This window comes from Flexivirga lutea (assembly GCF_054778955.1).
Map to the genome: position 1 here is coordinate 219,698 of NZ_BAAGZB010000004.1, position 26,304 is coordinate 246,001.

26 protein-coding genes are annotated in these 26,304 nt (G+C 69.4%); 7 read left to right on the forward strand and 19 right to left on the reverse strand.

The window, feature by feature from the left end; translation table 11 throughout:
* Positions 1-4 precede the first annotated feature (4 nt).
* Positions 5-955 (forward strand): LLM class F420-dependent oxidoreductase, encoded by a 951-nt coding sequence (locus tag ACYVBN_RS15825; RefSeq protein ID WP_440282607.1) that lies wholly within the window; start codon positions 5-7, stop codon positions 953-955.
* 85 nt (positions 956-1,040) lie between these two features.
* Here the strand turns inward: ACYVBN_RS15825 and pdxS are convergent, their stop codons facing one another.
* From pdxS to ACYVBN_RS15855, 6 genes are all read right to left on the reverse strand, one after another.
* Positions 1,041-1,979: a pyridoxal 5'-phosphate synthase lyase subunit PdxS gene (gene pdxS / locus ACYVBN_RS15830; protein ID WP_460601376.1), complete on the reverse strand. Its 939-nt coding sequence runs from the start codon at positions 1,977-1,979 to the stop codon at positions 1,041-1,043.
* Positions 1,980-2,064: 85 nt separating this feature from the next.
* Positions 2,065-2,640 (reverse strand): hypothetical protein, encoded by a 576-nt coding sequence (locus ACYVBN_RS15835; protein ID WP_460601353.1) that lies wholly within the window; start codon positions 2,638-2,640, stop codon positions 2,065-2,067.
* Entirely contained in the window at positions 2,640-3,815 is a 1,176-nt protein-coding gene (locus ACYVBN_RS15840) for a glycosyltransferase family 4 protein (RefSeq protein WP_460601354.1), read from the reverse strand. The genes ACYVBN_RS15835 and ACYVBN_RS15840 overlap by 1 nt, the downstream gene beginning before the upstream one ends.
* Positions 3,812-4,726, reverse strand: a complete 915-nt coding sequence (locus ACYVBN_RS15845) for a phosphatidylinositol mannoside acyltransferase (RefSeq protein WP_460601355.1) — start codon at positions 4,724-4,726, stop codon at positions 3,812-3,814. Before ACYVBN_RS15845 ends, ACYVBN_RS15840 begins: the two co-directional genes overlap by 4 nt.
* A complete protein-coding gene (gene pgsA, locus ACYVBN_RS15850) occupies positions 4,723-5,358 on the reverse strand; it encodes a phosphatidylinositol phosphate synthase (protein ID WP_460601356.1) in 636 nt (211 codons plus the stop codon). The genes ACYVBN_RS15845 and pgsA overlap by 4 nt, the downstream gene beginning before the upstream one ends.
* A 29-nt stretch (positions 5,359-5,387) precedes the next feature.
* Positions 5,388-5,933: an HIT family protein gene (locus ACYVBN_RS15855; protein WP_460601357.1), complete on the reverse strand. Its 546-nt coding sequence runs from the start codon at positions 5,931-5,933 to the stop codon at positions 5,388-5,390.
* A 92-nt stretch (positions 5,934-6,025) separates the two neighbouring features.
* Between ACYVBN_RS15855 and ACYVBN_RS15860 the strand changes: the two genes are divergently transcribed.
* Entirely contained in the window at positions 6,026-6,487 is a 462-nt protein-coding gene (locus ACYVBN_RS15860) for a nitroreductase family deazaflavin-dependent oxidoreductase (RefSeq protein ID WP_440282614.1), read from the forward strand.
* A 12-nt stretch (positions 6,488-6,499) separates the two neighbouring features.
* On the opposite strand, the gene ACYVBN_RS15865 is transcribed toward ACYVBN_RS15860, so the two are convergent.
* From ACYVBN_RS15865 to ACYVBN_RS15875, 3 genes are all read right to left on the reverse strand, one after another.
* Complete coding sequence (locus ACYVBN_RS15865) at positions 6,500-6,988, reverse strand: GNAT family N-acetyltransferase (protein ID WP_440282615.1); 489 nt, start codon at positions 6,986-6,988, stop codon at positions 6,500-6,502.
* A 235-nt stretch (positions 6,989-7,223) separates the two neighbouring features.
* Positions 7,224-9,206, reverse strand: a complete 1,983-nt coding sequence (thrS, locus tag ACYVBN_RS15870; protein WP_460601358.1) for a threonine--tRNA ligase — start codon at positions 9,204-9,206, stop codon at positions 7,224-7,226.
* A gap of 95 nt (positions 9,207-9,301) precedes the next feature.
* Positions 9,302-10,345, reverse strand: coding sequence for a serine/threonine-protein kinase (locus ACYVBN_RS15875; RefSeq protein WP_460601359.1), 1,044 nt, complete (start codon positions 10,343-10,345; stop codon positions 9,302-9,304).
* Positions 10,346-10,671: 326 nt separating this feature from the next.
* On the opposite strand from ACYVBN_RS15875, the gene ACYVBN_RS15880 reads away from it, so the two are divergent.
* The 3 genes from ACYVBN_RS15880 to ACYVBN_RS15890 all read left to right on the forward strand — a co-directional run bounded on the left by ACYVBN_RS15880 (position 10,672) and on the right by ACYVBN_RS15890 (position 15,076).
* Positions 10,672-11,862, forward strand: coding sequence for a cytochrome P450 (locus ACYVBN_RS15880; protein WP_460601360.1), 1,191 nt, complete (start codon positions 10,672-10,674; stop codon positions 11,860-11,862).
* 40 nt (positions 11,863-11,902) lie between these two features.
* Positions 11,903-13,036 carry a glycosyltransferase family 4 protein gene (locus tag ACYVBN_RS15885; RefSeq protein WP_460601361.1) on the forward strand — a complete coding sequence of 378 codons (1,134 nt, stop codon included), beginning with the start codon at positions 11,903-11,905 and terminating at the stop codon, positions 13,034-13,036.
* Between the two features lie 93 nt (positions 13,037-13,129).
* Complete coding sequence (locus ACYVBN_RS15890) at positions 13,130-15,076, forward strand: aconitate hydratase (RefSeq protein ID WP_460601362.1); 1,947 nt, start codon at positions 13,130-13,132, stop codon at positions 15,074-15,076.
* On the opposite strand, the gene ACYVBN_RS15895 is transcribed toward ACYVBN_RS15890, so the two are convergent.
* The 5 genes from ACYVBN_RS15895 to ACYVBN_RS15915 form a co-directional block, all read right to left on the reverse strand.
* A complete protein-coding gene (locus tag ACYVBN_RS15895; protein WP_460601363.1) occupies positions 15,070-16,116 on the reverse strand; it encodes an NADP-dependent oxidoreductase in 1,047 nt (348 codons plus the stop codon). The genes ACYVBN_RS15890 and ACYVBN_RS15895 overlap by 7 nt on opposite strands.
* 73 nt (positions 16,117-16,189) lie before the next feature.
* Complete coding sequence (locus tag ACYVBN_RS15900) at positions 16,190-16,555, reverse strand: aminoglycoside adenylyltransferase domain-containing protein (protein ID WP_460601364.1); 366 nt, start codon at positions 16,553-16,555, stop codon at positions 16,190-16,192.
* Positions 16,556-16,736: 181 nt separating this feature from the next.
* Positions 16,737-16,940, reverse strand: coding sequence for a nucleotidyltransferase domain-containing protein (locus ACYVBN_RS15905; protein WP_460601365.1), 204 nt, complete (start codon positions 16,938-16,940; stop codon positions 16,737-16,739).
* 211 nt (positions 16,941-17,151) lie between these two features.
* Positions 17,152-17,937, reverse strand: coding sequence for a hypothetical protein (locus ACYVBN_RS15910; RefSeq protein ID WP_460601366.1), 786 nt, complete (start codon positions 17,935-17,937; stop codon positions 17,152-17,154).
* 243 nt (positions 17,938-18,180) lie between these two features.
* Positions 18,181-18,972 carry an LLM class flavin-dependent oxidoreductase gene (locus ACYVBN_RS15915; RefSeq protein WP_460601367.1) on the reverse strand — a complete coding sequence of 264 codons (792 nt, stop codon included), beginning with the start codon at positions 18,970-18,972 and terminating at the stop codon, positions 18,181-18,183.
* Between the two features lie 120 nt (positions 18,973-19,092).
* Here ACYVBN_RS15915 and ACYVBN_RS15920 point away from each other — a divergent pair, with 120 nt between their 5' ends.
* Positions 19,093-20,754: a hypothetical protein gene (locus ACYVBN_RS15920; protein WP_460601368.1), complete on the forward strand. Its 1,662-nt coding sequence runs from the start codon at positions 19,093-19,095 to the stop codon at positions 20,752-20,754.
* Between the two features lie 19 nt (positions 20,755-20,773).
* Here the strand turns inward: ACYVBN_RS15920 and ACYVBN_RS15925 are convergent, their stop codons facing one another.
* Positions 20,774-22,042 (reverse strand): RNA polymerase sigma factor, encoded by a 1,269-nt coding sequence (locus ACYVBN_RS15925; RefSeq protein ID WP_460601369.1) that lies wholly within the window; start codon positions 22,040-22,042, stop codon positions 20,774-20,776.
* A gap of 24 nt (positions 22,043-22,066) precedes the next feature.
* Positions 22,067-22,441 (reverse strand): YciI family protein, encoded by a 375-nt coding sequence (locus ACYVBN_RS15930; RefSeq protein WP_440282628.1) that lies wholly within the window; start codon positions 22,439-22,441, stop codon positions 22,067-22,069.
* A gap of 189 nt (positions 22,442-22,630) precedes the next feature.
* On the opposite strand from ACYVBN_RS15930, the gene ACYVBN_RS15935 reads away from it, so the two are divergent.
* Positions 22,631-23,797 (forward strand): WD40/YVTN/BNR-like repeat-containing protein, encoded by a 1,167-nt coding sequence (locus ACYVBN_RS15935; RefSeq protein WP_460601370.1) that lies wholly within the window; start codon positions 22,631-22,633, stop codon positions 23,795-23,797.
* A gap of 47 nt (positions 23,798-23,844) precedes the next feature.
* Here ACYVBN_RS15935 and ACYVBN_RS15940 read toward each other — a convergent pair whose 3' ends face one another.
* From ACYVBN_RS15940 to ACYVBN_RS15950, 3 genes are all read right to left on the reverse strand, one after another.
* The gene (locus ACYVBN_RS15940) at positions 23,845-24,888 is read right to left on the reverse strand and encodes an NAD(P)/FAD-dependent oxidoreductase (protein WP_460601371.1); all 1,044 of its coding nucleotides are present in this window, start codon (positions 24,886-24,888) and stop codon (positions 23,845-23,847) included.
* A complete protein-coding gene (locus ACYVBN_RS15945; RefSeq protein ID WP_460601372.1) occupies positions 24,885-25,403 on the reverse strand; it encodes an isoprenylcysteine carboxyl methyltransferase family protein in 519 nt (172 codons plus the stop codon). Before ACYVBN_RS15945 ends, ACYVBN_RS15940 begins: the two co-directional genes overlap by 4 nt.
* Positions 25,403-26,304: type III polyketide synthase (locus tag ACYVBN_RS15950; RefSeq protein ID WP_460601373.1), on the reverse strand; the 902-nt coding region annotated here is incomplete at its 5' end. The genes ACYVBN_RS15945 and ACYVBN_RS15950, both read right to left, overlap by 1 nt.

Consider the following 26,304-nt stretch of genomic DNA (forward strand, 5'->3'; position numbering starts at 1 on the left):
CGGTATGACGAAACTGGGCTACCAGATCCCCAACTTCACCTACCCCGACGTCTCCCCCGGCCAGCTGTTCCCGACCGTGGTCCAGCAGGCCGAAGAGGCCGACGCCAGTGGCTTCGACACCGTGCTGGTGATGGACCACTTCTACCAACTCCCCGGGCTCGGCGAGCCCGACGAACCGATGCTCGAGTGCTATGTCCTGCTGGCGGCACTCGCCCAGCACACCGAGCGTGTCCGGCTGTCGGCGCTGGTCACCGGCAACACCTACCGCAACCCCACCCTGCTCGCCAAGGAGATCACCGCACTCGACGTCGTCTCCGGCGGCCGCGCCCAGCTCGGCATCGGCGCCGGCTGGTACGAACTCGAACATGACTCTCTCGGCTACGAATTCGATACATTCACGGATAGGTTCGAGCGGCTCGAGGAGTCGCTGCAGATCATCCTGCCGATGCTTCGTGGCGAGCGGCCGACGCTGGACGGCAAGCGCTACCGGGTGAAGGACGCGGTCAACTCCCCCGCTCCCCTCAGCCGCGTGCCGGTGATGATCGGTGGCGGCGGCGTGCGCAAGACCCTGCGGATGGCCGCCCAGTATGCCGACGAGTCCAACATCATCTGTGCCCGCGAGGAGATTCCCACCAAGCTCAAGGCGCTGGACGAGCACTGCGAACGGCTGGGCAGGGACCGATCTGAGGTCACCGTCAGCTACCAGACGACGGCGTGCATTGCGCCGACACACGAGGAAGCGCAACGTGACCTCGACGCCTATCTCGAACGCAACCCCGCTGCTCGAGAGCGCGCCGGTTCGGCGATCGTGGGGTCGCCGGACGAGGTGGCTGCGGCATACACCGAGGTCCTGGCGACCGGCATCGACGGAGTGACCGTGAATGCCCCTGCCAATGGGCACATCCCGGGCCGGGTGCAGTTGCTCGGCGAGGCGTTGGCGCCGCTGATCAAGTAGCCACCGAGAGGCAGCGCAACGCACTGAGGGGCATACCTTGTCGGTATGCCCCTCAGTGCGTGAGTGTGCCTCTCGGCAAGTCAGGTCACCAACCGCGCTCGGCGAGCCGGTGCGGCTCGGGGATCTCCTCGACGTTGATCCCGACCATCGCCTCGCCCAAGCCACGCGAGATCTTCGCGATCACGTCGGGGTCGTCGTAGAAGGTGGTCGCCTTGACGATCGCCTCGGCACGCTGTGCCGGGTTGCCGGACTTGAAGATGCCCGAGCCCACGAAGACGCCTTCGGCTCCCAGCTGCATCATCATCGCCGCGTCCGCCGGGGTCGCGATGCCACCGGCGGTGAAGAGCACGACGGGCAGCTTGCCGGCCGCGGCCACCTCCGTGACCAGCTCGTACGGCGCCTGCAGTTCCTTCGCGGCGACATACAACTCGTCCTCAGGCAGGATCTGCAGCCGGCGGATCTCCTGGCGGATTTGCCGCATGTGCGTGGTGGCGTTGGAGACGTCACCGGTGCCGGCCTCGCCCTTGGAGCGGATCATCGCCGCGCCCTCGGTGATGCGGCGCAGCGCCTCGCCGAGGTTGGTGGCCCCGCAGACGAAGGGGACGGTGAAGGCCCACTTGTCGATGTGGTGGGCGTAGTCGGCCGGGGTGAGCACCTCGGACTCGTCGATGTAGTCCACACCGAGGCTCTGCAGCACCTGCGCCTCGACGAAGTGACCGATCCGGGCCTTGGCCATCACCGGGATGGAGACGGCCTCGATGATGCCGTCGATCATGTCCGGATCACTCATCCGGGAGACGCCGCCCTGCGCGCGGATGTCGGCGGGCACCCGCTCCAGCGCCATGACCGCGACCGCGCCGGCGTCCTCGGCGATCTTCGCCTGCTCCGGGGTGACGACATCCATGATGACGCCGCCCTTGAGCATCTCCGCCATACCGCGCTTGACCCGCGCGGTCCCGGTCCGGGTCTCGGCCTGTGCAGTCACTTCTGGGTCTCCTCGTCGCGGGGTGGATGTTTCGCCCAGCGTACCGCCGGATTCGGCAGCTTCATGCCAGACAAGTCGCCATGGCAGGTTCAGGCCACGGCGACTACCGGCCAGCGATGGTGCGTCAGACGCCGTCGGGCAGTCGATCGTCGAACTCCACCGGCGACGGCAAGGGGGTGTGCCCGGCCAGCCCGAGATAGCGCACCTGCGGCCGGCGTCGCAGGCGGCATACGTCCCGGACGGCCTCGTTGTGGAAGCGCCGCGCGATCTCCACGCGCTGTCCTGCCGAGCGCAGTCGTTCGACGACTTCCGGCCAGCCGGCGTTCTCGTCGCGCAGCTCGGCGATCACGTCGGCGGTCAGCGTGGCGCGCAGCACCTCGGTCAGCATGGTCTCGGTGCCGGCGCGCTGTGCCCCGATCCCGTCGGCGCGCACCTTGTCGTGCAGTGCGACCACGTCGGCCGCGTCCAGGGATGCGCTGGCCGCATCGGCCAGCAGTGCGGCGCTGGCCGGATCGAGCACCCCCGAGCCGGCGACCTCGCGCACCACTTCGGCACGCCGCACCAGTTGCGCGTCCAGCGAGGACACCGACCCTTCGACCTTGGTGTGCAGCCGGTCGAGCCGGGCCGCGGTGTAGGACAGGTACCAGGCGACCAGCGCACCGATGGCGACCACCAGCGCGATCCACGCCAGGATCCGCATCAGTCACGCCCCCGCAGCACTCGTTTGGCACGCCCGGTGGACGCCGCTCGCACACCGCCGGGCCGCGCCGCACGACAGGTCTCGTAGACATCCATCAGGTCCGCCGACACTCTCGGCCAGTCGAAGTCGCGCGCCCGCAGCGCGCCGCCTGCCGACAACGCGGCACGCTCGCCCGGGTCACCGAGCAGCCGCACCACGGTCCCGGCCAGGGCGTCCGGGTCGCCGGTGCGGAACATGGCACCGGCGGCGCCGCCGGCCAGCACATCGGTGAAGGACGGCAGGTCACTGGCGACCACGGGCGCTCCCGCGCTCATCGCCTCCACCAGGATGATGCCGAAGCTCTCCGCACCGGTGTTAGGCGCGACATACGCATCGACCGACCGCAGCAGCGAGGCCTTGTCCGGCTCGCTGACCATGCCGAGGAACTCGGTGGCCGCCCGCACCCTGGCCGTCGTATGGCGCAGCGCCTCTCCGGGGTCACCCGGACCGGCGACCAGCAGCCGTAGGCCGGGACGCGCATCCAGCAGCCGCGGCATCGCCTCGAGCAGCACCGACAGACCCTTGCGCGGCTCCTCGAGCCGGCCCAAGAAGGCGATCGTGGGACGGTCGTCACTCCCCCGCCAGCGCGGCACGAGCGGGGCGCCGGCGAATCGATCGACATACACTCCGTTGGGGATGATCAGCGCGTCGGCGGCGCCCTCGTGCCGGTGGATGGTCCGCAGCGCCTCCGGCGACACTGCGATGCGGCCGCTCAACTTCTCCAGCTGAGCCTCCAGCAACGGCATCAGGGTCAGCAGCACCCGCGAGCGCATCGTGCTGGAGTGGAACGTGCCCACCACCGCGCCGTCGGCGGCCATCATCGCCAGCATGGAGACGCTCGGGGCGAAGGGTTCGTGAACGTGCAGCACGTCGAAGCCGCCGCGGTCGATCCAGCGGCCGACCCGTGCTGCGGTGACCGGGCCGAAGAGCAACCGGGCGACCGACCCGTTGTAGGGCACCGGCACGGCTCGGCCCGCCGGGTCCACGTAGTCGGGCAGGTCGGCGTCCTCGTCGGCGGGGGCGAGCACCCGCACGTCGTGCCCCTGGGACAACAGGTGCTCGGCCAGGTCGCGCACGTGGAACTGCACGCCCCCGGGCACGTTGAACGCGTAGGGGCTGACTATGCCGATCCTCATCGCGGGTCCCGCGGGGTGACGAAGACCTTCTGCATCATGTGCCAATCCTGAGTCCGCGCCCTGATCGTCTCCCCGAGGTCATCGACGCACTGTTGCGTCATCGCTCGCACCCGCTCGGCATCCGAGCCGTCGGCAGGCACCGTCACCCGGGCGCCGAAGCGGGCGACCACCCGGTGCGCCGACCGCCCCTGGATCGGCTCATAGGTGATCGCCAGCGGGAAGAGCGCGGCACCGGTCTCCAGCGCCAGCCGGGCCGGCCCGGCGGCCGCCCGGGTGCGGTGTCCGCACAGAGTGACCTCGACGCCACTGCGGGTGAGATCGCGGTCGGCCAGCAACGGCACGAATCCACCACGGGCGACGGCCTGCCGCAGCTGCGGGTAGGCGTTGTCGCCTCCGGTCAGCGGCAGGATCCGCATGCCCAGGGACTCCCGGAAGTCGACGAACGCGTCGAAGACGGACGCCGGCTCGAGCCGTTCGGCGACCGTGGTCACCGGCGCGAAGTGGTGGGTCGCCCAGGCGCCGCAGTGGTCCCAGTTGCCCAGGTGCCCGAGGAAGAGGATCAGCGGCTCGCCGCGCTCGACGATGGCCCGGGCCGCGGCGTCGTGTCCGGTCAGCCGGATCCGCGCGTCGAGTGTCGCGGGGGTCTCCCGCGGGAGCCGGAAGGCGTCGCACCAATAACGCAGGTATGACGCAACGCCTTGCGCCACCAGCGCATCCAGCCGGGCCTGGTCCAATTCCGGGCGGACCAGCGCGTAGTTGTCGCGCATGCGCTGCACCGAGCGACCATTGCGCCGGTGCATGGTCCGGGCGACGCGGTCGAAGGCGCCGTAGGCGGCGCGCTCGGGTAGGCGCTGGACCAGCCGCCAGGCGGCGCGATAGGCCACGCCCTCCGCGCGGTCCCGCAGGGTCACTTCGGCAGTTCCCCGGCTCCGCCCAGCGCCTGGCTGCGCACGGTCAGCATCCGCTGCAGCACGGTGACCAGGCTGGCGATCGCCAGCAGCGCCAGGACCACTCCGAGCACCGCCATGGGCAGATGCAGCCACGGGATCCCGACCAGTCCGGTGGTGACCAGCACTGCGACCAAGCGTTCGGAGCGTTCGGCGATGCCGACGTTGGCCGTCATACCCAGGCCCTCGGCGCGGGCCTTGGAGTAGGAGACGACCATGCCGAGGATGAGGCAGGCGAGGGCGAGACCGGCCATGACGAGGTTGTCGCCGTCACCGGCATACCAGAGCACCAGGGCGCCGAAGATGGCTGCGTCACCGACGCGGTCCAGTGTCGAGTCGAGGTAGGCGCCCCACACGCTGGAGCGGCCCGACATCCGGGCCATGTTGCCGTCGAGGGTGTCGGAGAAGATGAACAGGGTGATCACGACCGTGCCCCAGAAGAAGCTGCCGCGGGGGTAAAAGGCGAGCGCGCCGAAGCACACGCCCAGCGTGCCGACGATGGTGACGACGTCGGGAGAGATGCCCAGCCGCAGCAGCAGTTTCGCCAGTGGCGTGAAGAATGTGGTGATCGCCGCCCGGGCGTAACGGTTGAGCATGGTGCCGTCAGGTTACCGGTCGGTCCCGTTCAGTCCCGTGGCCAGGCGTCGGCGAGCCGCGACCTGGTGTCCTCCAGCAGTGCGGGCAGCGCCTTGGTCTGTCCGACGATGGGCAGGAAGTTGGAGTCGCCCGCCCAGCGCGGCACGACGTGCTGATGCAGGTGGGCGGCGACGCCGGCCCCGGCGACCTCGCCCTGGTTCATGCCCAGGTTGAACCCGTGCGGCGCCGACGCCGCGGTGAGTGCGCGGATCGCCTGGCGGGTGAGCGCGGTGAACTCGGTCGTCTCCTCGTCGGTCAGATCGAGGTAGGACGGGATGTGCCGGTTCGGGCAGATCAGCAGGTGGCCGGGGTTGTAGGGAAACAGGTTGAGGATGACGAAACAGGTGCGTCCGCGGTGCACGATGAGCGCCCGCTCGTCGCTTCGGCCCTGCGCGGCGCAGAACGGACACGCGCCGTCGTCGTCATGGTCCGGCTTGGCGGCCTCGATGTAGGCCATCCGGTGCGGGGTCCACAGCCGTTCGAACCCGTCCGGGACGCGTGCGAAGTCGGCTTCGGGCTCGATCTCCTGCGGCATACCGCGATGGTATGTCGTGGCCGTGGAACAACCGCCGTCCCGTCTCGGTTGACGAGCGAGGAGGACTTCCCGAGATGCACTGAGGAGACGACATGCCGTTGCAGGGCGAATACGCCGACGAGAAGACCGGATGGGTCAAGGACCAACTGGCGAAGATCGACGAGACCGGCACCACCGCCTCGGTGGACGTCAACGGGATGTCGGTCGTCGTCTACACGATCCGCGGTGCCAAGACCGGCAAGCTGCGCCGCGTCCCGCTGATGCGGGTCGAGCACGACGGCGTGTATGCCGCCGTGGCCTCCAAGGGCGGTGCACCGGAGCACCCCGCGTGGTTCCACAACATCAAGGCCAACCCTGAAGTAGAGGTTCAGGACGGCGCGGTGAAGCACGACGGCATTGCCCGCGAGATCAGCGGCGCCGAGCGCGAGCAGTGGTGGGAGCGCGCCGTGGCCGCCTTCCCGCCGTATGCCGAGTACCAGGCCAACACCGACCGACTGATCCCGGTGTTCGTCGTCGAACCGACCTCCCCGTCGGACGAGCGTCGTCCCGAGTAGCCCGCGCGGCACTCAGGACGTGGGCAAGCGGTCGGTGAGTACGTACTGCATCAGCGTGTCCTGCGGACCGCCGAACCCGGCCCGCCGGTAGAAGCCGCGCGCCTGGTCGGTCGCGTTCAGCTGCAGCCGGTAGAGCTGCTTGCGACGCGCCCAGTCCAGCACCTCCTGCATCATCCGCTCGCCCAGGCCGTGGCCGCGCAGTGCCGGGACGACGTAGAAGGAACTGAGGTGCAGCCAGCCACCGGTCGGTCGGCGCAGACTGGGCAGGCTGGTGGCCAGGATGCCGATCACGAAGCCGACCGGGTCACCATCGGCCCGCCTGGCCAGCCAGGCCGGGCGTGTCTCCCCTTGCGCCAGCCACGCCTCGGCGAACTCGTCGATGAACCCGTCCCGGCGTGGCGATCCACCCTCCAGATCCCACCGCAGCGTCATGGCCGCCAGCACGAAGGCGTCCTCGGGCGCGGCTCGCTCGATGCGCACGCCGTCCAGTTCGTCGGTCACAGGGCGAGTGTCCCATGGGCGGTCAGACGTCGATACGTTCGTCGCGAAACGTATTGATCCGTATCGCGTCTGACGGCCACGCCCTGTCACCGCCTCCGAGCACCGAGAGCACAGGCGTATCAACCGGGCACGGTCGAGAACGTGGTGCAGCCCCCGGGGCCTCGAGTGTCCGTGGGGGCTGCATCTGGTTCAACCGGTCCTGCGCTCAGGAAGTTCCCAGCTGCCGCGGTGTGCTTCAGACCTGCCGCTTGTCGCGGATCGCCGACTCGATCTCGGCGATGGCGTCGGAGACCGGCACGCCGTTGCGCTGGGAGCCGTCGCGGTAGCGGAACGACACGGCTCCGGCCGTGCGATCCTCCTCGCCGGCGATCAGCACGAAGGGCACCTTGGACTTGCTGGCGTTGCGGATCTTCTTCGGGAAGCGGTCGTCGGACTCATCGAGTTCGACACGAACGCCCTTGTCCTGCAACTGATCCAGCACGCCCTGCAGGTATGGCGCGAACTCCTCGGCCACCGGCACGCCGAGCACCTGCACGGGTGACAGCCACGGGGGGAACGCCCCGGCGTAGTGCTCGACCAGCACCCCGAAGAAGCGCTCGATCGACCCGAACTTCGCCGAGTGGATCATCACCGGCTCCTGCCGGGTGCCGTCGGCGGCCTGGAACTCCAGCCCGAAGCGATGCGGCTGGTTGAAGTCGTACTGGATGGTCGACATCTGCCAGGTGCGGCCGATGGCGTCCCGGGCCTGCACCGAGATCTTCGGGCCGTAGAACGCGGCACCGCCCGGGTCCGGGACCAGCTCCAGGCCCGACTCGGTGGCGACCTGCTCCAGGATCGCGGTCGCGGTCTCCCACTGCTCGTCGGTGCCGATGAACTTGTCCTTCTTGTCGCCCTCGGTGTCCCGGGTCGACAGCTCCAGATCGAAGTCCTCGAGGCCGAAGTCGCGCAGCAGCGACAGCACGAAGTTCAGCAGGTGCCGGATCTCGTCGGGCGCCTGCTCGGCGGTCACGTAGGAGTGCGAGTCGTCCTGCGTCATACCGCGCACCCGGGTGAGTCCGTGCACGACGCCGGACTTCTCGTAGCGATAGACGGAGCCGAATTCGAAGAAGCGAAGCGGCAACTCGCGGTAGGAGCGCCCGCGCGACTTGAAGATCAGGTTGTGCATGGGGCAGTTCATCGCCTTCAGGCGGTATTGCGCGCCCTCCAGCTCCATCCCCGGGAACATCGTGTCGGCGTAGTAGGGCAGGTGGCCGCTGGTGTGGAAGAGCCCGTCCTTGGAGATGTGCGGCGTGCCGACGTACTGGAAGCCCTCCTCCAGGTGCCGGGCCCGCACGTAGTCCTCCATCTCACGCTTGATGACACCGCCCTTCGGATGGAAGACCGGCAGCCCGGACCCGAGCTCCTCGGGGAAGCTGAACAGGTCGAGCTCCGCGCCCAGCTTGCGGTGATCGCGCTTCTCCGCCTCGGCGAGCCGGTCGAGGTAGGCCTTCAGCTCGGCCTTGCTCGGCCACGCGGTGCCGTAGATCCGCTGCAGCTGCGGGTTCTTCTCCGAGCCGCGCCAGTAGGCCGCGGCCGACCGCATGATCTTGTAGGCGTTGCCGATCAGCTTGGTCGACGGCAGGTGCGGCCCACGGCACAGGTCGCCCCAGGCCACGGCGCCGTCCCGGCGCACGTTGTCGTAGATCGTCAGGCCGCCCTCGCCGACCTCGGCGTCCGCGCCCTCTGCCGCGTCGCCGGCCTTCGACTTCAGCCCGATGAGCTCCAGTTTGTAGGGCTCCGAGGCCAATTCGGCGCGCGCGTCGTCGTCGCTGATCTCGCGGCGCTGGAACGTCTGCCCCTCGTTGATGATCTTCTGCATCGTCTTCTCGAGAGCCTTGAGGTCCTCGGGTGTGAAGGGTGTCTCGACGTCGAAGTCGTAGTAGAAGCCGTCGGTGATCGGCGGCCCGATGCCGAGCTTGGCGTCGGGGTTGAGCTGCTGCACCGCCTGGGCGAGCACGTGCGCGGTCGAGTGACGCAGCACGTTGAGGCCGTCGGGCGAGTCGATCGGGACCGGCTCGACGAGCGCACCCGCCGGGATCTGCCGGAACAGGTCCTGCAGCTCGCCGTCGACGGTCATCGCCACGATCTGCCGGTCGTCGCCGAAGAGTTGGGTGCCCGTCGTGGCCTGCTCGACCCGTCGGCCGGTGGCGGCGGTGGGGGCGGCTGGGCCTGCTGACACGGGTGTTCTCCTTCGGTATGGCGGTGTGTATGGCGAGCGCCGGCTCGTCATACAGGCGGAGCGCGGCGACGCGCTGTCAGATTACTCGGCGCCGGTCAGCCGGTCGCGATCGCGTAGGCGACCACCGCGACGCAGATCAGCGCCATCAGCGCCGCGACGACCCACAGCGTGCGTGTCGCGCCGTGGCCGGGCCGCGGCGTGCTGGTGGCGCCATGGCTCTGCGGCGGTCGGTCCGCGGCACGGGGAGCGGCAGCGGCGGGCGCGGCGTGGCGCGGCGCCGCGGGTGTGACCGGCCGGCGTGGTTGCGACATCGCGGCGCGTGCGGCGTCCATCAGTTCCGGCGCACTGGCCGGCCGCTGTGCCGGGTCCTTCGCCATACCGGCGCGCACGACGCGGTCCAGCGCTTCGGGCAGATCGCTGCGATGCTGCCGCAGCGACGGCGGCGGGGCGTTCAGATGCGCGGAGATCAGCTGCACCTGCTCCCCCGCCACGAACGGCTTGCTGCCGGTCAGCGCCTGGTAGAGCACGCACGCCAGGGAATAGACGTCGCTGCGGGCGTCCGAGCGCGGTGGTGACTGCAGCCGCTCCGGCGCCATGTATGACGCACTGCCGACGATCTGCCCCGTCGCGGTCAGGTCCTGCTGGGTGACGCTGGCGGCGATGCCGAAGTCGACCAGGTAGGCGAAGCCCTTGGGGTCGACCAGGATGTTGGAGGGCTTGACGTCCCGGTGCACCAGCCCGGCCCGGTGCGCCGAGTCCAGCGCGGCGCCGATCTGGCTGAGCAGGTCGAGGCTGCGGGACACCTCCAGCAGCCCCCGGTCCAGCAGCTGGGCGAGGTTGCGGCCCTCGACCAGCCGCATGTCGAGGTAGAGCCGGCCGTCGATCTCGCCATACCCGTGGATCGGTATGACGTGCGGGTCGGTCAGCCGCGCGACGATCGCCGCCTCGCGTTGGAAGCGCGCGCGATATTCGTCATCGGTGGCGGTCGAGGGGTGCATCACCTTCAACGCGACGTCACGGCCCAGCCGGGTGTCGGTGGCGCGGGCGACCTGGCCCATGCCGCCGGTGCCGATGACCTCGTGCAGCTCGTAGTGCCCGAAGTGTGCACTCGCGGGGGCGCGCCGGTCGTCACCGGTCATGACGACCCGCCTCGTCGCGGAACAGCTGGAAGCAACACGGCCGACAGATTAACGGCAGTGGACCGACGGCTCGACACGGCGTGAGCGTGCCGGGCCGCGAACGGACCCCCCGTCGGTTACGGTTGATGCTGCTGCCCGCTCGGCTCCGCTACGGTGCCGAGGCCGCGCGACACCGCGGCGACCCGGCACAGGGGACACGCAGCATCCACCGTATTTCCAGGAGACGAACCACAGTGAACGCGACGACATCGATCCGTCGGTGGGTCGCCCAGCGACTGCTGTCAACTGCCGCAGCAGGTCGTTCCTCGGGGCTGGCAGGACTTGGCGTGCTTCCCAGGAAGCTCACCATGCCGTTGCGGCGCGACGGCATGGACCCCGTCCCCGAGCTCGGGCTGATGCGCGAGCAAGATCCGGTGCAACGCATGCGCCGGGTGTTCGGCATCAACGTCTGGCTGGTCACCGGCTACGACGAGGCCAAGGCCGTCCTGGCCGACACCAAGAGCTACAGCACCGACATCCGCCCGATGCTGGGCATGGGCAGCGATGTCACGATCGGCGGGCTGGGCTTCACCGACCCGCCCGAACACACCCGGCTGCGCAAGATCCTCACGCCGGAGTTCACCCTGCGCCGGCTGGCGCGGCTGCAACCGGTCATCGATCGCGTGGTCAGCGAACGCCTGGACGCCATGGAGGCCGCCGGTCCGGTGGCCGATCTGGTCGAGGAGTTCGCGTTCCCGATCCCGTTCCTGGTCATCTGCGAGCTGCTGGGGCTGCCGGTGGAGGACCGTGAGCACTTCCGCAAGCTGGGCCATGCCCGCTTCGACATCACCGAGGGTGGCGCCGGCGCATTCGGGGCGATGTCGGAGTCACGCGCCTTCCTGCAGGATGCGGTGAACCGGCAGCGGCTCCAGCCCGGCGACGGGCTGATCGGGCAGATCATCCGCGAACTCGGCGACGACGTCAGCGACGACGACCTCGGTGGCCTGGCCGACGGGGTCTTCACCGGCGGTTACGAGACCAGCGCCAGCATGCTGTCGCTGGGCACCCTCGCGTTGCTGCGCGAACCGGCGAGCTACGCGCTGGCCGGCCGGCCCGAGCACGTCGACAGCGTGGTGGCCGAGTTGCTGCGTTATCTGTCGGTCGTGCAGATCACCTTCCCGCGGTTCGCCAAGGACGACATGGAGTTGTTCGGCAAGCCGATCAAGAAGGGTGACGTCGTCATCGTGTCGCTCTCCGGCGCCAACCGGGACGGTGCGCTGGGGGCCGACACCGACACGATCAACCCGCACCTGGACCGCCCGACCCACCTGGGCTTCGGTCACGGATTCCATCGCTGCGTCGGCGCCGAACTGGCCCGGATGGAGTTGCGGTCGGCGTTCCTCGGCCTGGTGGGCCGCTTCCCGCAGCTGGAGCTGGCCGTGCCGCCGGAGCAGCTCACCTTCCGTGACCTGTCCATCGTGTATGGCGTGGACTCGCTGCCGGTCCGGCTGCACAGCGCCTCCGGCCGCGTGGCATGACGACGACCCCGCAGCACTCCGACACGTCGCGGAGGAGCCGGTGAGGATCGTCCACGTCGCAGACTCCTTCCCGCCCGACGTCGGCGGCATCGAGCGGCAGGTGGAGGCGCTCGCGCTCGCCGAACAGGCCGACGGTCACGACGTGTCGATCATCACCGCGGTCAACAAGGACGGCGCGGCGCCGACCAGCCTGGACGTGCACCGCGGCCTGCGCACCCGGTGGCTGACGATCGCGTTCCCGTCGCTCAACCACGCGATGGTCGCCGAGGTCTTCGACCGCGAGGACGTGGACGTGGTCCATGCGCATTTCACGGTCGCCTCCCCCATCGCGATCTACGCGGTCCGGGCGGCGAGCCGGCGCGGCATACCGGTTGCGGTGACCGTGCACTCGGTGTGGTGGAAGGTCGCTTCCGTGCACCGCTTCGTCAGCGGCGTGTTCTTCGGGCCGTCCCGGATGCGGGTGGTCTACTCCGGCGTGAGCACGATGATCGCCCGGCACATCCGGCGGGTCTACCCACGCTGCGGTGAGGTGTCGGTGGTGCCCAATCTGGTGGACACCCAGTGGTGGTCCCCCGCGGCGCCCTCGCTGCATCGCGCGGGCGACCCGGACTTCCGGGTGGTGCTGGTCGGCCGGCTGAAGAAGCGCAAGCACATCGACGAGTTCATCGAGATCATGTCCCGGGTGCAGGCCGAGGTGCCGGCCGGCACGCCGGTGTCGGTCTCCATCGTCGGTGCCGGCCCACGGCACGACGACCTGGCCAAACAGATCGACGAGCTGGGGCTGCGGGACTGGGTTCACCTGCTGGGCCACCGCACCCCCGAGGAGATCCGCGACCTGCTGCACGAGTCGGACCTGTTCGTGGCCCCGTCCCGGCAGGAGGCGTTCGGGATCGCGGCACTGGAGGCGCGCAGCGCCGGCGTCCCGGTGGTCGGGTACAACTTCACCGGGCTGGCCGACTTCGTCGAGAGCGGTGTCGAGGGACTGTTGGTCGACGACGCCGACGACATGGTCGAGAGCCTGGCGAAGCTGCTGGTCGACGCCGAACGCGTCGAGCAGCTCAAGGCGTCCACCCGGGCACGTCCGCCGCGGGTCACCTTCGACGACGCGATGCAGGCGACGTACGCGTTCTACGACCGCGCCCGGCGCGAGCTCGGCGGCCGGGCGAAGCGGTGAGCCGCGCCGGTCGGGCACGTCCGGTCTAGGGTGGAAGGACCTGACGAGGCCGAGCGCCCTTCCTCCGGCGGCTCGACCGGAGAGGAGCGGCCGGTGGCGCTCACCGTGGCACAGAAGCTGATTCGCGACCATCTCGTCGACGGCGAGCCGACGCCCGGCTCGGAGATCGCGCTGCGTGTCGACCAGGCGTTGGTGCAGGACGCCACCGGCACCATGGTCATGCTGGAGCTCGAGGCGCTGGGCCTGGACCGTGTCCGGACCGAGGTCGCCGTGCAGTATGTCGATCACAACCTGCTGCAGGAGGACGAACGCAACCCGGACGACCATGCGTTCCTGCGTTCGGCCGCGCAGCGGTTCGGGCTGTGGTTCTCCGGCCCGGGCAACGGTGTGTCGCACCCGACCCATCAGCAGCGGTTCGGGCGGCCCGGTGCGACACTGGCCGGCTCGGACTCGCACACCTGCGCCGCCGGTGCGATCGGCATGCTGGCCGTCGGGGTCGGTGGGCTCGACGTGGCCATGGCGCTCGCGGGCGAGCCGCTCTACCTGCGGATGCCGCAGATCTGGGGTGTCGAGCTCACCGGCGAACTGCCGGACTGGGTGTCGGCCAAGGACGTCGTGCTGGAGATGCTGCGTCGGCACGGGGTCAAGGGCGGCGTCAACCGGATCATCGAATACCACGGCCCGGGGCTGGCCGGCCTGACGGCGATGGATCGCCACGTCATCGCCAACATGGGAGCCGAACTCGGAGCAACTGCAACGGTTTTCCCCTCCGATGACGAGGTACGACGATTCCTGACCAGCGAGGACCGTGCCGACGACTGGCAGCAGATCCTGGCCGACGACGGGGCGTCATACGACGTGCAGGAGCAGATCGATCTGTCCACCCTGGAACCGTTGATCGCCAAGCCGTCCTCGCCCGGCAACGTCGTGCCGGTGCGCGAGGTCGCAGGCGAGCCGGTGTCGCAGGTGGTCGTGGGCTCGTCGGCCAACCCGGGGCTGCGCGATTTCGCGGTCGTCGCCGAGACGATGCGTGGCCGGTATGCCGACCGGGGTGTGTCGGTCGACATCAACCCGACGTCCCGGGAGATCCTGCAGGACCTGACCAAGGGCGGCTGGCTGTTCGACCTGATCAGCTCCGGTGCGCGGGTGCACCAGTCCGGTTGCCTCGGCTGCATCGGGATGGGTCAGGCCCCGGCCACCGGGCGCAACAGCCTGCGGACCATGCCGCGCAACTTCCCGGGACGGTCCGGCACGCAAGAGGACTCGGTGTGGTTGTGTTCGCCGGAGACGGCGGCGGCCGCTGCGCTGACCGGGGCGATCACCGATCCGCGCGAACTGGATATGCCCTGTCCGCGTCCGACGCTGCCGGAGCACGCCAGCGTGAACACCGAGATGCTCGTCGCGCCGTTGCCCGAGACGGAGGCGCGTGAGGTCGAGCTCGTCAAGGGGCCGAACATCTCCACGTTGCCGGACTTCGACGGACTGCCCGACCGCGTCGAGGCACCGGTCGGTCTGAAGGTGGGAGACAACGTCTCGACCGACGAGATCCTGCCGGCCGGCGCCAAGGTGCTGCCCTACCGCAGCAACATCCCGAAGATCGCCGAATTCGTCTATCACGCGGTGGATCCGGAGTATGTCGAACGGGTGACCGCTGTGCGGGACGACGGCGGGCACATCATCGTCGGCGGGGAGAACTACGGGCAGGGGTCGTCACGTGAGCATGCCGTGATCGCACCGCGTTACCTCGGTCTGCGCGTGGTGATCGCCACGTCGTTCGCCCGGATCCACTGGCAGAACCTCGCCAACTTCGGGATCCTCGCGCTGGAGTTCGACGATGCCGACAACTACGACGACCTGAAGCTGGGCGACACCCTCGTGTTGGAGGGATTGCACGACGCGCTGCGAGCGGGCGACACGGTGCAGGCCTCCAACTCGCGGAGCGAGGCGTCATACACGCTGCGGCACCGGTTGTCGCCGCGCCAGGTCGACATGCTGCTCGCCGGCGGCCGGATCCCGTTGCGGCGGAAGCAGATTCACTGACCTCGTGCCTCCGGCGTCGGGTCGTCCCCGACGCGGACGAGTAGCTTACCGACATTGCGGCCGGTGAGCAGGCCGCGGAACGCTTCGGTCGCCTGGTCGAGCCCGTCCACGACATCCTCCACGTAGTTGACCTGGCCGTCGCGGACCCAGGCGGACATGTCGCGTTGGAAGGACTCGTAATGCGTGGGCACGAACTCGGATTGGATGAATCCGCGAACCGTCAGACTCAAGGTGAGGATGCGCTGCATGAAGCCGGGCAGCTGGTCCGGACCGGCCGGCCTCTCGGTGGCGTTGTATCCGGCGACGAGCCCGCAGACAGGTATGCGCGCGTAGAGGTTCAGCCGCTTCACGACGGCCTCGGTGACCGGCCCGCCGACGTTCTCGAAGTAGACGTCGATGCCATCGGGTGTCGCGGCGGCGAGGTCCTCGGCGAACGTCGGTGACCGGTGGTCGACCGCGGCGTCGAAACCGTACGTTTCCAACAGGATCCGGCACTTCTCCGGACCACCTGCGATGCCCACGGCGCGTGCGCCCTTGACGCGTGCGATCTGTCCGACAGCGGACCCGACCGGGCCGGCCGCTGCGGCCACCACCACGGTCTCCCCCGGCTTGGGCTTTCCCAGCTCCAGCAGACCGGCGTATGCCGTGAACCCCGGCATACCCAACACACCGAGCGCCGTCGAGATGGGTGCCTGCTCGGGGTCGAGCCGACGCAACTGCTTCGCATCAGTGACCGCGAGGGTCTGCCAGCCGGTGTAGGCCAGCACGATGTCGCCGGTGGCGAACCTGTCCGAGCGCGACTCGAGCACTTCGCACACGGTGCCGCCCACGATGACATCACCCAGCTGCAGCGAGGCGGCATACGACTTGGCGGTGCTCATCCGGCCACGCATGTAGGGGTCGAGCGACAGGTAGATCGTCCGCAGCAGCACCTGGCCGTCGGCCAGCGCGGGCAGCTCGGCCGTCACCGTCTCGAAATCGCTGTCCTGCGGCATGCCCACCGGGTATGCCGCCAGCCGGATCTGGGTGGTGGTTGTCATATGTTCCGTCCTCGATCGAGCGGTCACGTGCACGTCGCGAAGTTCGAGGCTATCGACCGTCGCTGGGCGCTGCTCACGGCCGGGTCGTGACGTGGTCCAATGCATTACGGAGCACCTGGGCTACGGCCTCGGCGGGAATGGATTCGTCGGCTCTTCCTTGGCGCTGGCGGAGAGCCAGCCTGACCCCGGTCAGCGACGGATCCCGGTCGAGCGCCCATTCGCCGGCAGCCGGCTTCGAGCAATGGGTGCCCTCGGTGTCGAAGTGCCAGATGCGGCAGGCCGTGAGCACCATGAGTTCGGCGTGTTCGGCATCATCCGCCAGAGTGAGCCAACGTCGGAGCCAATAGATGCCGCGTTCCTTCACCCACTGATCGGGAACCGCACCGATCGCGTGCTCGACCGGTATGCCGATCAGCGAGCGTCCCGTTGCCCGTGCCATCGAGAGCTCGACGACAAGGTCCTCGTCTACCGGGTTTGCATCCTTTACGTCTAGGTCGTCGGGATAGCGCGCTACCTGGAGTAGGCAGGCCGGCGCGCGCGTCGGGTTCCGGGCGACTGGAGCGGTGATAGCGACGAGATCGATCGCCTTGGCCGCACCGCTCTCCGCACTGCTGACCGCTTCAATGACCTGTGCCTGGTTCGGTGCGAGAGAGCCCTTCCGGACCGGTGATGAGCATCAGGTCGATGTCACTGCGGCCGGGTGCGAAGTCGCCGAGCGTCAGGGAGCCGTGGAGCACGGCTGCCGTCAGACGTTGGCCCAGGATCGTGGCGCAGGTATTCGCAGGTTCGGCTGCGGCCGCCTCGGTGTCACGCACCCCGCTCATGAGCCCATCGTGCCCTCGGACGGCGACCTGCCTCCCAAAGGTCGCCGCGTCGCCCTCGGGCGATGCGCGTCGATCACCAACTCTTGCGCAGTGCCTTCCCGACGTCGTTCCTCAGCATGACCCGGTTCGATGCTTCCCTGCTGCTGCGCGGCACGCTTCGCCAGAAAGACGCATCGAACCAGGATGGAGGATGGAGGTGACTTCAAGCTCTTCAACCAGTGCCCCAGTGAGGGTCGCGCGGCCCGACCCCTACCGTGCCGTCCGGCTTCGACCCCACCCCAGTGACGAGATGCTGGGCAAGGCTGTCGGAAACTGATGCGGTTCGGAGCGACGAACCCGACGGCCATGTGGCCTCCAGGGAGCTGCCATGCGCCACAACGTCGAACCGGATAGTCCAGCGCACTCTCCCCTGAGCCACCATTGCTCCAACAATCCGAATTTGCCGCTGCTCGTCTGGTTTCAGTCCGATGTCATGCTGGCCACCGAACCAGTCCTCGTCGCCAACCCGGTAGTGATCGAGAATCCTGGCTGGTGACGGGTTCTCAACTCCGAGCCGAAACCCGATCTGGGGAACCCCAAAGTCTCCCGCAGGCGGATTTTCGATCATTGCGATGCAATCGCGATCCGAATCCAGTTCCCACAGCGCACGCATGCCAACGATCGTGATGTCGACGGGGCTGACATTTCGCACCATGACCGTCACTTCGGTTTGTTCTGCGTCCCACGAGGGCTCCATCGACCGAACCAAGCGCTCCATACCGCGTTGTTCGGCGTCTCCCTCTCCCAGCCTCGGAAGGCGCGCGATCTCCTCGTCGGAAAGCGGCGCGGCGAGGGCGACCTTCCACGTGCCCGGGCTCATCGTGATCGGCGTGACCTCCAACACGTCGCGCGCCAGCCTCCGCTTGACACTCCAGGTCTGATAACCCCACTTGCACAGGTAGCAGATCGCAACCACGATGACGCCACTGACTACGGCGACAAGTGTGTCCGCGAGCATGCCATCACCCCTCTCATCAGGAAGCTGCGGCAAGATCGTCGCAGCTCTCGCTCGAAGCCACAGCGAACGGGACGACATCGGACCTTTCGCAGGTCCCTGCCGTCGACGGCGGCTTCTGCTGGCGCTTGTGCGACTCGAACGCCTCCGTCATTGGATTAAGGGACGTCCTATGTCAGTGCTGGGCGTTGAGAAGCTCGGCTGCCCCAGGACCTCTGCGTCAGCGAGCAAAGGTGCCTTCGTGGCTCAGGCATCCGGGCCGGCGTCGATGATCCGCCGGACATCGGCGAGATCGATGTCGAACGGACCGATCCGGGTCAGCACCCATGAGGCGCCGCGGTCCAGCCACGGACCAGGGTCCTGGTCGGGCCGAAGGTCGAGCACCACGTCGAAGCCCGGAGCCGGGTCGTGGTCGGCCAGCGCAGCGGTCACCTGGTGCAGATCGTCGGCGGTGTCCAAGCCGATGACGAAGAAGCCGTCATACCTCGCCGCCCGGCGCAGCGGCGCACGATTGCCGAACCGTCCGGCCAGCCAGATCGGCACAGCGGGTGCTGGGCGGAAGCGAGCGTCCCGGGCGACGTAATGAGCCCCGTCATGGTCAACAGGGCTGCCGCTCAGCAGCGAGGTGAGCACCTCGAGTCCTTCATCGAGCATGCGTCCGCGCACCCGGGGGTCGGCCTCGTCCCCGAACGCACTGAACTCACCGACCCAGTCGTCGCCCAGGCCCAGCCCGAGCACGAACCGCCCGTCGGAGAGCACTGCCAAGCTGGCCGCCTGCCGAGCCAGGACCTGCGGACGACGTCGGGGCAACGGCGTCACCATCGGACCGAACAGCAACCGCTCGGTCTGCATCGCGACGGCCGCGCAGCACGTCCACACGTCCGCGATGGCATCCACGCGATCGCCGTACTGCAAGTGGTCCCAGAGGACGAACCCGTCCCAGCCGGCTCCTTCCGCCCGGGCGGCCAAGTCGGCAACGACCCGTGGGTCGGCCAGGGCATCGAACGGTGCGACGAAGAGTCCGCGGCGTGTGCGCATGCCACCATCATGTCGCGGAAGTCTCTGTGACTCATGGGCTTTGGACGAGGAGGGTTGTCGGTGGTCGCCGCTAGAGTCGAAGACATCAAGAAGCGACGAGACGGTGGGAGGTGACCGGTGATGGGTTCCGACGACGGTGCCAACGCGCCCAGCGACGCCGCTCGTGTCATCGACGTGTCAGGCCTGCCCGACGCCGTCATCGTCGCGTTCACCGAGCTCGCCGAACAAGCGCGGCACACCGGCTGGCGGGACGTGCCGCGGGAGCGCATGGGCGACCTGGTGCAAGCAGCCGAGACCGTCAAGGCCTTCGCGGACGCCTCGTCCCTCGAGGCGACCGCCGCACTGGTCGAGGACGTGGCCGGCGAGCACGGCATCCAGCGTGACGATCCCCGATACGCCCGCAAGGTGGCCGTGCACCGCAAGGCCGCCTGCCGGGCCGTGGTGCACGAGATCCAGTTGCTGACCGGTTCGACGTTGACAGCGGCGCGCGAGCAGGTCCGCTTCGCCACCGCGCTGCGCGAACGTGTCGGCGCAGCTCACGACCTGCTCCGCACCGGCGGTTGCAGCTGGCAGCGGGCGCGCATCGCCTATGCCGAGACCGCACACCTCGACCCGGTGCTGGCGGGTCAGGTCATCGAGCGCCTCCTGGCACCTCCGGACCGCACGACCCCCATTGAGGGCAACCCGGCCGCTATCCCGTTGTCGCACGCGGGTTTCCGCGCCAGGATCCGACGCCAGCTCGCGCTGGTGGACGGTGCGGCGGCCGACCGCGCACGCAAACACCGCGAGGCGGTCGAAGCACGTGATGCCTGCACGTTCCCCGGCCGTGACGGCACTGCCACTCTGCAGGTCTCTGGCGATGCCGCACGCATATTCGCCGCGCAACAACGCATCACCAACCTCGCCAAGGCGGCCCGGGCCGGTGGTGACGAACGACCACTGGCTCAGCTGCGGTCCGACATCGCGGTCGACCTGCTCATCGCCGGCACCGTTCCCGGCCATGCGCACCTCGGCGACGCGCCCGCGGGCCGGTTGCACGTCATCGTCCCCTTCGCCGCACTGCTGCCCGAGGATCTCGTGCGGCGCTCCGCCCCCGGAATGGCGCAGGGACCGGCCGAGGTGCCCGGTCTCGGATTCCTGGCCCCCGACCAGGTCCGTGCTGTGGCACTGCAGGCCGGTTCGACCTGGGCACGTTTGGTCACCGACCCCGTCACCGGCGAAGTGATCGACGCCGCCAACACCTACCGCGCGCCGGCCGCGATGGCGCGGCTGGTGCAGGGCCGCGACCACACCTGCCGGTCACCCGGCGACTGCGGCGTGCCGGCATACGAAGGCGACCTGGATCACGACACCGAATACCAACCCGGCGCCACCGCACCGGCGGACGGTGCCACGCATCCGGACAATCTGCACACCATGCATCGCGGCCATCACAACACCAAGACCGGCAGGTTCTGGTCCAGCCGACAACACGACGATGCCACCATCACGTGGCACACGCTGACGCGACGATTGCGCACCACGCCGTTCGACCATCATCGGCCCGATGATCAGTGCCCCCCGAGGGTCAGTCGCGCAGAGCAACAACTCGGCATCCACCTGGCTCTCTGCCGCGAACACGACGTCATACCCAACGTGTTCACCGACCTGGACGACCTGCAACTCATCCAGGAAGAACACGAGGACCGAGCCATCGAACGCCGCGCCGGCTGCAACCTGCAGATCTACCGGCCCACCCGCGACATACGCCTCGAGCTGCCCGAGCCGAAGCCACCGTTCTGAACCTTCACCCGGCCACGCATCATGCCAACCCCGCACGCCGGCGCAGGATCGCGCGCTCACTGTCGTTACTGGTCCGCGCCGCCGCCTCGGTGAACGCGTCCCGCGCCTCGGTATGCCGCCCCGCCCGCTCCAACAGATCACCGCGCACACTCGGCACGAGCGGTGAGTCACCCAACGCGTCTTCGGCGACCGCCGCCAGCACCTCGAGTCCGGCAGCCGCCCCGAAGGCACGCCCGTGCGCGACCGCGCGGTTGACCTCGACCACCGGACCCGGGGCCGCGTCCGCCAACACGTCGTACAACGCAGCGATCCGGCGCCAGTCGGTGTCCTTCGCATGCACCGCCCGCGCATGCTGCGCGGCGATCGACGCCTGCAGGAAGTAGCGCCCGACCGGTTTCCGTTGCGCGGCAAGGACTTCCGCCTCATGCAGCGCCGACAGACCACGCCGGATCAGCCGACCGTCCCAGCGTGTCCGATCCTGCGCCTCCAACAGCACCGGCGTGCCGTCCTCGTCCGACCGGGCCGGCATCCGCGATGCCTGCAGCTCCACGAGCGCCACCAACCCGAGCACCTCCGGCTCGTCCGGAGCAAGTGCCGCCACCATGCGAGCAAGCCGGATCGCCTCGTGCGCCAACTCCGGGCGCATCCAGTCGGTGCCGGCGGTTGCGGCATACCCTTCGTTGAAGATCAGGTAGATGACTGCCATGACGTCGTCGAGGCGCCGGGTCCGTTCCTGGCCGGTCGGCAGCTCGAACTCCGCACGAGCCTGCGCCAGTGTCTTCTTCGCACGCGAAATGCGTTGTCCCATGGTCGATTCGTTGACCAGGAACCCCCGCGCGATCTCCGCCGTCGTCAGTCCACCGACCAACCGCAGGGTCAACGCCGCACGTGACTCGGCGGTCAGCGACGGGTGGCAGGACAGGAAGATCAGCCGCAGCGCATCGTCCTCGATGTGGTCGACCTGGGCGTCGAGATCGGGCACCGAGCCCTCCTCTCCCCCACCGGCGGACTCCAACTCCGCCACCTTGCGGCGCAGCACGTCCGCGCGCCGGAAGTGGTCGATGCCGCGCCGCTTCGCGGTCGTCATCAGCCACGCGCCCGGATTGTCCGGGACACCGGTCGCCGGCCATTGCTCCAGCGCAGCGACCAGCGCATCCTGGGCGAGATCCTCGGCGAGCGCCAGATCTCGCGTCATACGGGTGAGCGCGCCGACGAGGCGGGCCGATTCGGCCCGCCACGCCGCCACGATCGCTGCGTGCGGATCACCCGTCTGCGTGTGTGCCGGCACCCGGCCAGCGTAGTGACCGCGCCGTTACTGCGCGGGCTCCTCCGGGCCGTCGGAGATCTGCCGCAGGGTCGCGATCACGGTCACCTCCGGCCAGTGCTTGGCATGCAGTTCAGCGAACTTCTCCTGGTCGGCGACGGCTTCCTCCAGCGTGTCGTACTGCGTGATGGCCCACCCGCCGACGACCTCCTTCGCCTCGGCATACGGGCCGTCCACCCGGCTCACCTCGCCGTGGCGGACGACGAAGTTGACGGCATCCTCGGTGCCGAACAACCCGCCGCCGTCGAGGAACACGCCACTGGCGGCCCGTTCCCCGACGTAGACGTCCATCGCCTCGAACAGCGCCTTCGGCGGCATCCCGATGCCCTCTTCCATCCGCACGAATCCCATGAAACGCGGCATGTCGATCACTCCCACTTGATTGGTCCGGCTTGCTTGTCACACGTACGTCGAACAGCCACCGACATCTTCGACATCGGTCCGCGGAAAACTTCCCGCTCCGCGACAACCGAGCATTGCCCCAGCAGCTCGTACGGCGCCAGAATGAAATCTTGTCCCACACCGGGGCGCACCGTGCGGAAGAGGCATCCCATGTCCGACACAGCCATTCACCTGTTGGTCGGCACGACCAAGGGCGCCTTCATCCTCGACGGTGCCGGCGACCGCACCCGCTGGACGGTCCGCGGCCCTTACTGCGACGGGTGGCCGATCAACCACGTCATCGGCGACGCCGCGTCCGGCACCCTGTGGGCCGGCGGCGGGGGCGACTGGACCGGTGCGGGCGTATGGCGCTCGCGCGACAGCGGCCACGCCTGGGAGCCGGCGAAGCTGACCACCGGACAGATGGACGCCTGGGCGGCGACCGACCCCGGGTTCGCCGCGTCGATCGGCTGGACCGAGACACCGATGCCGTTCGGTGACGGCTTCTCCCAGGTCTGGTCCCTGGGCCGTGGCGGTGGCGGTGGCCGGCTCTACGCCGGGACCAAACCGGCCACGCTGCTGGTCAGCGACGACGACGGCGAGACCTGGCAGACGGTCAAGGGCCTGACCGATCATCCGTCCGCGCCCGACTGGGGACCCGGCGCCGCCGGGCTGGTGCTGCACACCATCGTCGTCGACCCCGAGAATCCCGAGAAGATGTGGGTGGGCATCTCCGCCGCAGGCGTCTTCGCCACCGAGGACGGTGGTGTCACCTGGGAGCGGCGCAACGACCTCGCCGATGCCGCCGACGGCGAGGGGAACACCCACCCCGCGGCCGGATCCGACGGCCACACCGGCTTCTGCGTGCACCACCTCGAGCACGCCCACGGCGACCGCCTCTATCAGCAGAACCACCACGGCGTATGGCGCTCCGACGACGGCGGGCTGCACTGGCACAACATCACCACCGGGCTGCCCTCCACCTTCGGCTTCCCACTGTGGACCCACCCCCGCGACGCGCAGACCGTCTGGACCGTCCCGCTCAACGGCGACAGCGAAGGCCGCTACCCGCCTGACGCGGCCGCCGCGGTATGGCGCTCGCGCGACGCCGGCGCGACCTGGCAGGCACTGCGCTCCGGACTGCCGCAAGAGGCCTGCTTCTTCACCGTCCTGCGGCAGGGCATGACCGGCGACCGGCACGACCCGGCCGGCGTCTACTTCGGCACCAACACCGGCTCGGTCTTCGCCAGCCGCGACGAGGGCGACACGTGGACCGAGATCGCCCGCCACCTGCCCACCGTGCTGGCCGTCGAGGTGCTCGAGCCGACGACGGACTGACGGCATACCCATTAAGGACGCCCGCTCTCGCGTCTGCGACATCGCCCTCAGGACATCGCTTCGAGCCGGTGCACCGCCGCCCCGAACAGCCACGGTGCCGCAGCGGCCGCCGGCACGATGCGTTCCCTGACCCAGGAGGCACGCGTCGCGCGGACCAGCAGACCGGTGGCGGCATACGGCACCCGATTCAGCGATCGCCAGGCGGGCGCGTACGACTCCGGCCGGCCGCGGACGAGCGCGTCGACCGCGGCACGGCCGTGCGCCAGTCCGAGCGAGATGCCCTCCCCGGTCAGCGCGTCGACGTAGCCGGAGGCATCGCCGACCAACAGCACGCGGCCGTGCACCGGTGCCGCGCAACGTTGCCGCAGCGGTCCGGCGCCGCGCACGTCGCCGGCGGCCCGGGCGCCGCGCAGTCGTCCGGACAGCTCGGGGAACTGCTCGAGATGCGTGGTGTATGGCGCCCGTTCGCTGCTCAGCACTGCCACGCCGACCAGGTTGTCGGCGACCGGCGTCACATAGGCTTCCGCGCGCGGCCCCCAGTGCACTTCGACCCGGTCCGTCCACGGTTCGATCCGGAAGTGCCGGCGTTGCCCGAACCGCTGACGACGCTCGCTCGGCCGGTCCAGTCCCAGCCGCCGCCGGGTCGGTGAGTGCAGCCCGTCCGCGGCGATCACCCCGCCCGCGACCTCGTGGCTGCCGTCGGCGCAGGTCACGACCACCCTGTCACCGTCGACCCGCAGGTCCGTGGCCGCGCTGGTGCGCACCCGGACACCCGCCGCGAGGGCGGCGGTGCGCAGCGCCCCGTGCAGGACGGTGCGGCGCACGCCACGGCCTGGTCCCGCACGAAAGGCGACGGTGGCGCACACGCCCGGTGCGCGGTAGGTGATGCCGGTCAGCTCGAAGCCGGCCGGTGCGACGCCCAGCTGGGCCAGCGCGGCGAGGCCGCCGGGCAGCAGGCCCTCACCGCAGGCCTTGTCGATGTCGCCCTCGCGGGGTTCCAGCACGGTGGTGGCCAGGCCGGCGCGGGCGGCATACAGGGCGGTGCCGAGACCGACCGGGCCACCGCCGACGACGATCAGGTCGGCCGTCATACCGATGCCGCGCGCCGGCCGAGAGCGACGTCCTCGACGCGGATCCGGACGCTGAGCAGGGCGGCGTTGAGCACGGTGAACACGACAGCCGTCAGCCACGCGGTGTGCACCAGCGGCAGGGCCGCGCCCTCGACGACCACCGCCACATAGTTCGGGTGCGGCAGCAGGCGGTACGGACCGCGTGTCACCAGCGCCGCACCGGGCACGACGATCACCCGTGTGTTCCAGTAGCTCCCGAGCGAGCGGATGCACCACCAGCGCAGCGCCTGCGTGAGCAGCACGAGCGCGACCATCGACCACCCGAGCGCGGGCAGGAAGGGTCGGTCCAGCAGCCACGCCTCCAGCAGCGCTCCGGCCAGCAAGGCGGTGTGCAGCACCACCATCACCGGGTAGTGGCCGGCGCCGTATTCGCGGCCGCCGCGGGAGAACGCCCACGCTGCATGCCGTTTGGAGACCACGAGCTCGGCGAGGCGTTCCAGGCCGATCAGCACGAGGAACGCGGTGAACCAGCCCATCAGTCGGCCCGCAGCAGCACGAACTCGGCGCAGAAGCCGGGCCCGAGCGCGAGCAGCACGCCATACGTCCCGGCTGGCGGGGGCCGGTCGCGCAACGTGTCCGCGAGCACATGCAGCACCGACGCGGACGACAAATTGCCGACCCGTGCCAGCGAGTCCCAGGTGACGCCCAGGTCCGCCGCGCCGATGTCCAGCGCCTCGGCCATCGCCTCCAGCACCTTCGGGCCGCCGGGATGCGCGACCCACCAGCCGATGTCCGCCCGGGTGAGCCCGTGACCGGCCAGGAAGCGGTCGACATCGTCGCGCAGGTGGGTGCGGACCAGATCGGGAACCTCCACGCCGAGGACGATCCGCAGACCGGTCGAGCCGACGTCCCAACCCATCGCCCGCTCGGTGTCGGGGTAGAGCCTGCTGCGGCTTTCGACGACGCGTATGCCGGCCCGGCCCGGCGCCGCGTCGGCGCCGCGCAGCACGACCGCGCCCGCGCCGTCACCGAACAGCCCGCTGGCCACCAGATTCGCCGTCGACGTGTCGTCGCGCTGCACGGTCAGGCTGCACAACTCCACCGACAGCAGCACCGCCGTCGCCGACGGGTCGCCGCGCAGGTAGTCGTGGGCGCGGGCGATGCCGGCGGCCCCGGCGACACAGCCCAGGCCCACCAGTGGCAGCCGCTTCACGTCCTCGCGAAACCCGGCCGCCGCGGCGATCCGGGCGTCCAGGGACGGCACCGCCAGGCCGGTGATGGTGGTGGAGATGATCAGGTCCACGTCCTCGGGACACTGTCCGGCCTGCTCCAACGCCGTCCGGACCGCAGCCGTCCCCAACCGCACACCCTCGCGGATGAACACGTCGTTGGCGGCGCCGAAGTCGCCGAGCCCGGCATACGCCGACAACGGCAGCA

What these genes read in the sequence shown, in the direction of transcription:
- ACYVBN_RS15825 (WP_440282607.1), top strand. Translation starts at nt 5, where the DNA reads ATGACGAAACTGGGCTACCAGATCCCCAACTTCACCTACCCCGACGTC.
- ACYVBN_RS15835 (WP_460601353.1), bottom strand. Translation starts at nt 2,640, where the DNA reads ATGCGGATCCTGGCGTGGATCGCGCTGGTGGTCGCCATCGGTGCGCTG.
- ACYVBN_RS15840 (WP_460601354.1), bottom strand. Translation starts at nt 3,815, where the DNA reads ATGAGGATCGGCATAGTCAGCCCCTACGCGTTCAACGTGCCCGGGGGC.
- pgsA (WP_460601356.1), bottom strand. Translation starts at nt 5,358, where the DNA reads ATGCTCAACCGTTACGCCCGGGCGGCGATCACCACATTCTTCACGCCA.
- ACYVBN_RS15855 (WP_460601357.1), bottom strand. Translation starts at nt 5,933, where the DNA reads ATGCCGCAGGAGATCGAGCCCGAAGCCGACTTCGCACGCGTCCCGGAC.
- ACYVBN_RS15860 (WP_440282614.1), top strand. Translation starts at nt 6,026, where the DNA reads ATGCCGTTGCAGGGCGAATACGCCGACGAGAAGACCGGATGGGTCAAG.
- ACYVBN_RS15875 (WP_460601359.1), bottom strand. Translation starts at nt 10,345, where the DNA reads ATGACCGGTGACGACCGGCGCGCCCCCGCGAGTGCACACTTCGGGCAC.
- ACYVBN_RS15895 (WP_460601363.1), bottom strand. Translation starts at nt 16,116, where the DNA reads ATGACAACCACCACCCAGATCCGGCTGGCGGCATACCCGGTGGGCATG.
- ACYVBN_RS15900 (WP_460601364.1), bottom strand. Translation starts at nt 16,555, where the DNA reads ATGGCACGGGCAACGGGACGCTCGCTGATCGGCATACCGGTCGAGCAC.
- ACYVBN_RS15905 (WP_460601365.1), bottom strand. Translation starts at nt 16,940, where the DNA reads ATGAGCGGGGTGCGTGACACCGAGGCGGCCGCAGCCGAACCTGCGAAT.
- ACYVBN_RS15910 (WP_460601366.1), bottom strand. Translation starts at nt 17,937, where the DNA reads ATGCTCGCGGACACACTTGTCGCCGTAGTCAGTGGCGTCATCGTGGTT.
- ACYVBN_RS15915 (WP_460601367.1), bottom strand. Translation starts at nt 18,972, where the DNA reads ATGCGCACACGCCGCGGACTCTTCGTCGCACCGTTCGATGCCCTGGCC.
- ACYVBN_RS15920 (WP_460601368.1), top strand. Translation starts at nt 19,093, where the DNA reads ATGGGTTCCGACGACGGTGCCAACGCGCCCAGCGACGCCGCTCGTGTC.
- ACYVBN_RS15930 (WP_440282628.1), bottom strand. Translation starts at nt 22,441, where the DNA reads ATGCCGCGTTTCATGGGATTCGTGCGGATGGAAGAGGGCATCGGGATG.
- ACYVBN_RS15935 (WP_460601370.1), top strand. Translation starts at nt 22,631, where the DNA reads ATGTCCGACACAGCCATTCACCTGTTGGTCGGCACGACCAAGGGCGCC.
- ACYVBN_RS15940 (WP_460601371.1), bottom strand. Translation starts at nt 24,888, where the DNA reads ATGACGGCCGACCTGATCGTCGTCGGCGGTGGCCCGGTCGGTCTCGGC.
- ACYVBN_RS15945 (WP_460601372.1), bottom strand. Translation starts at nt 25,403, where the DNA reads ATGGGCTGGTTCACCGCGTTCCTCGTGCTGATCGGCCTGGAACGCCTC.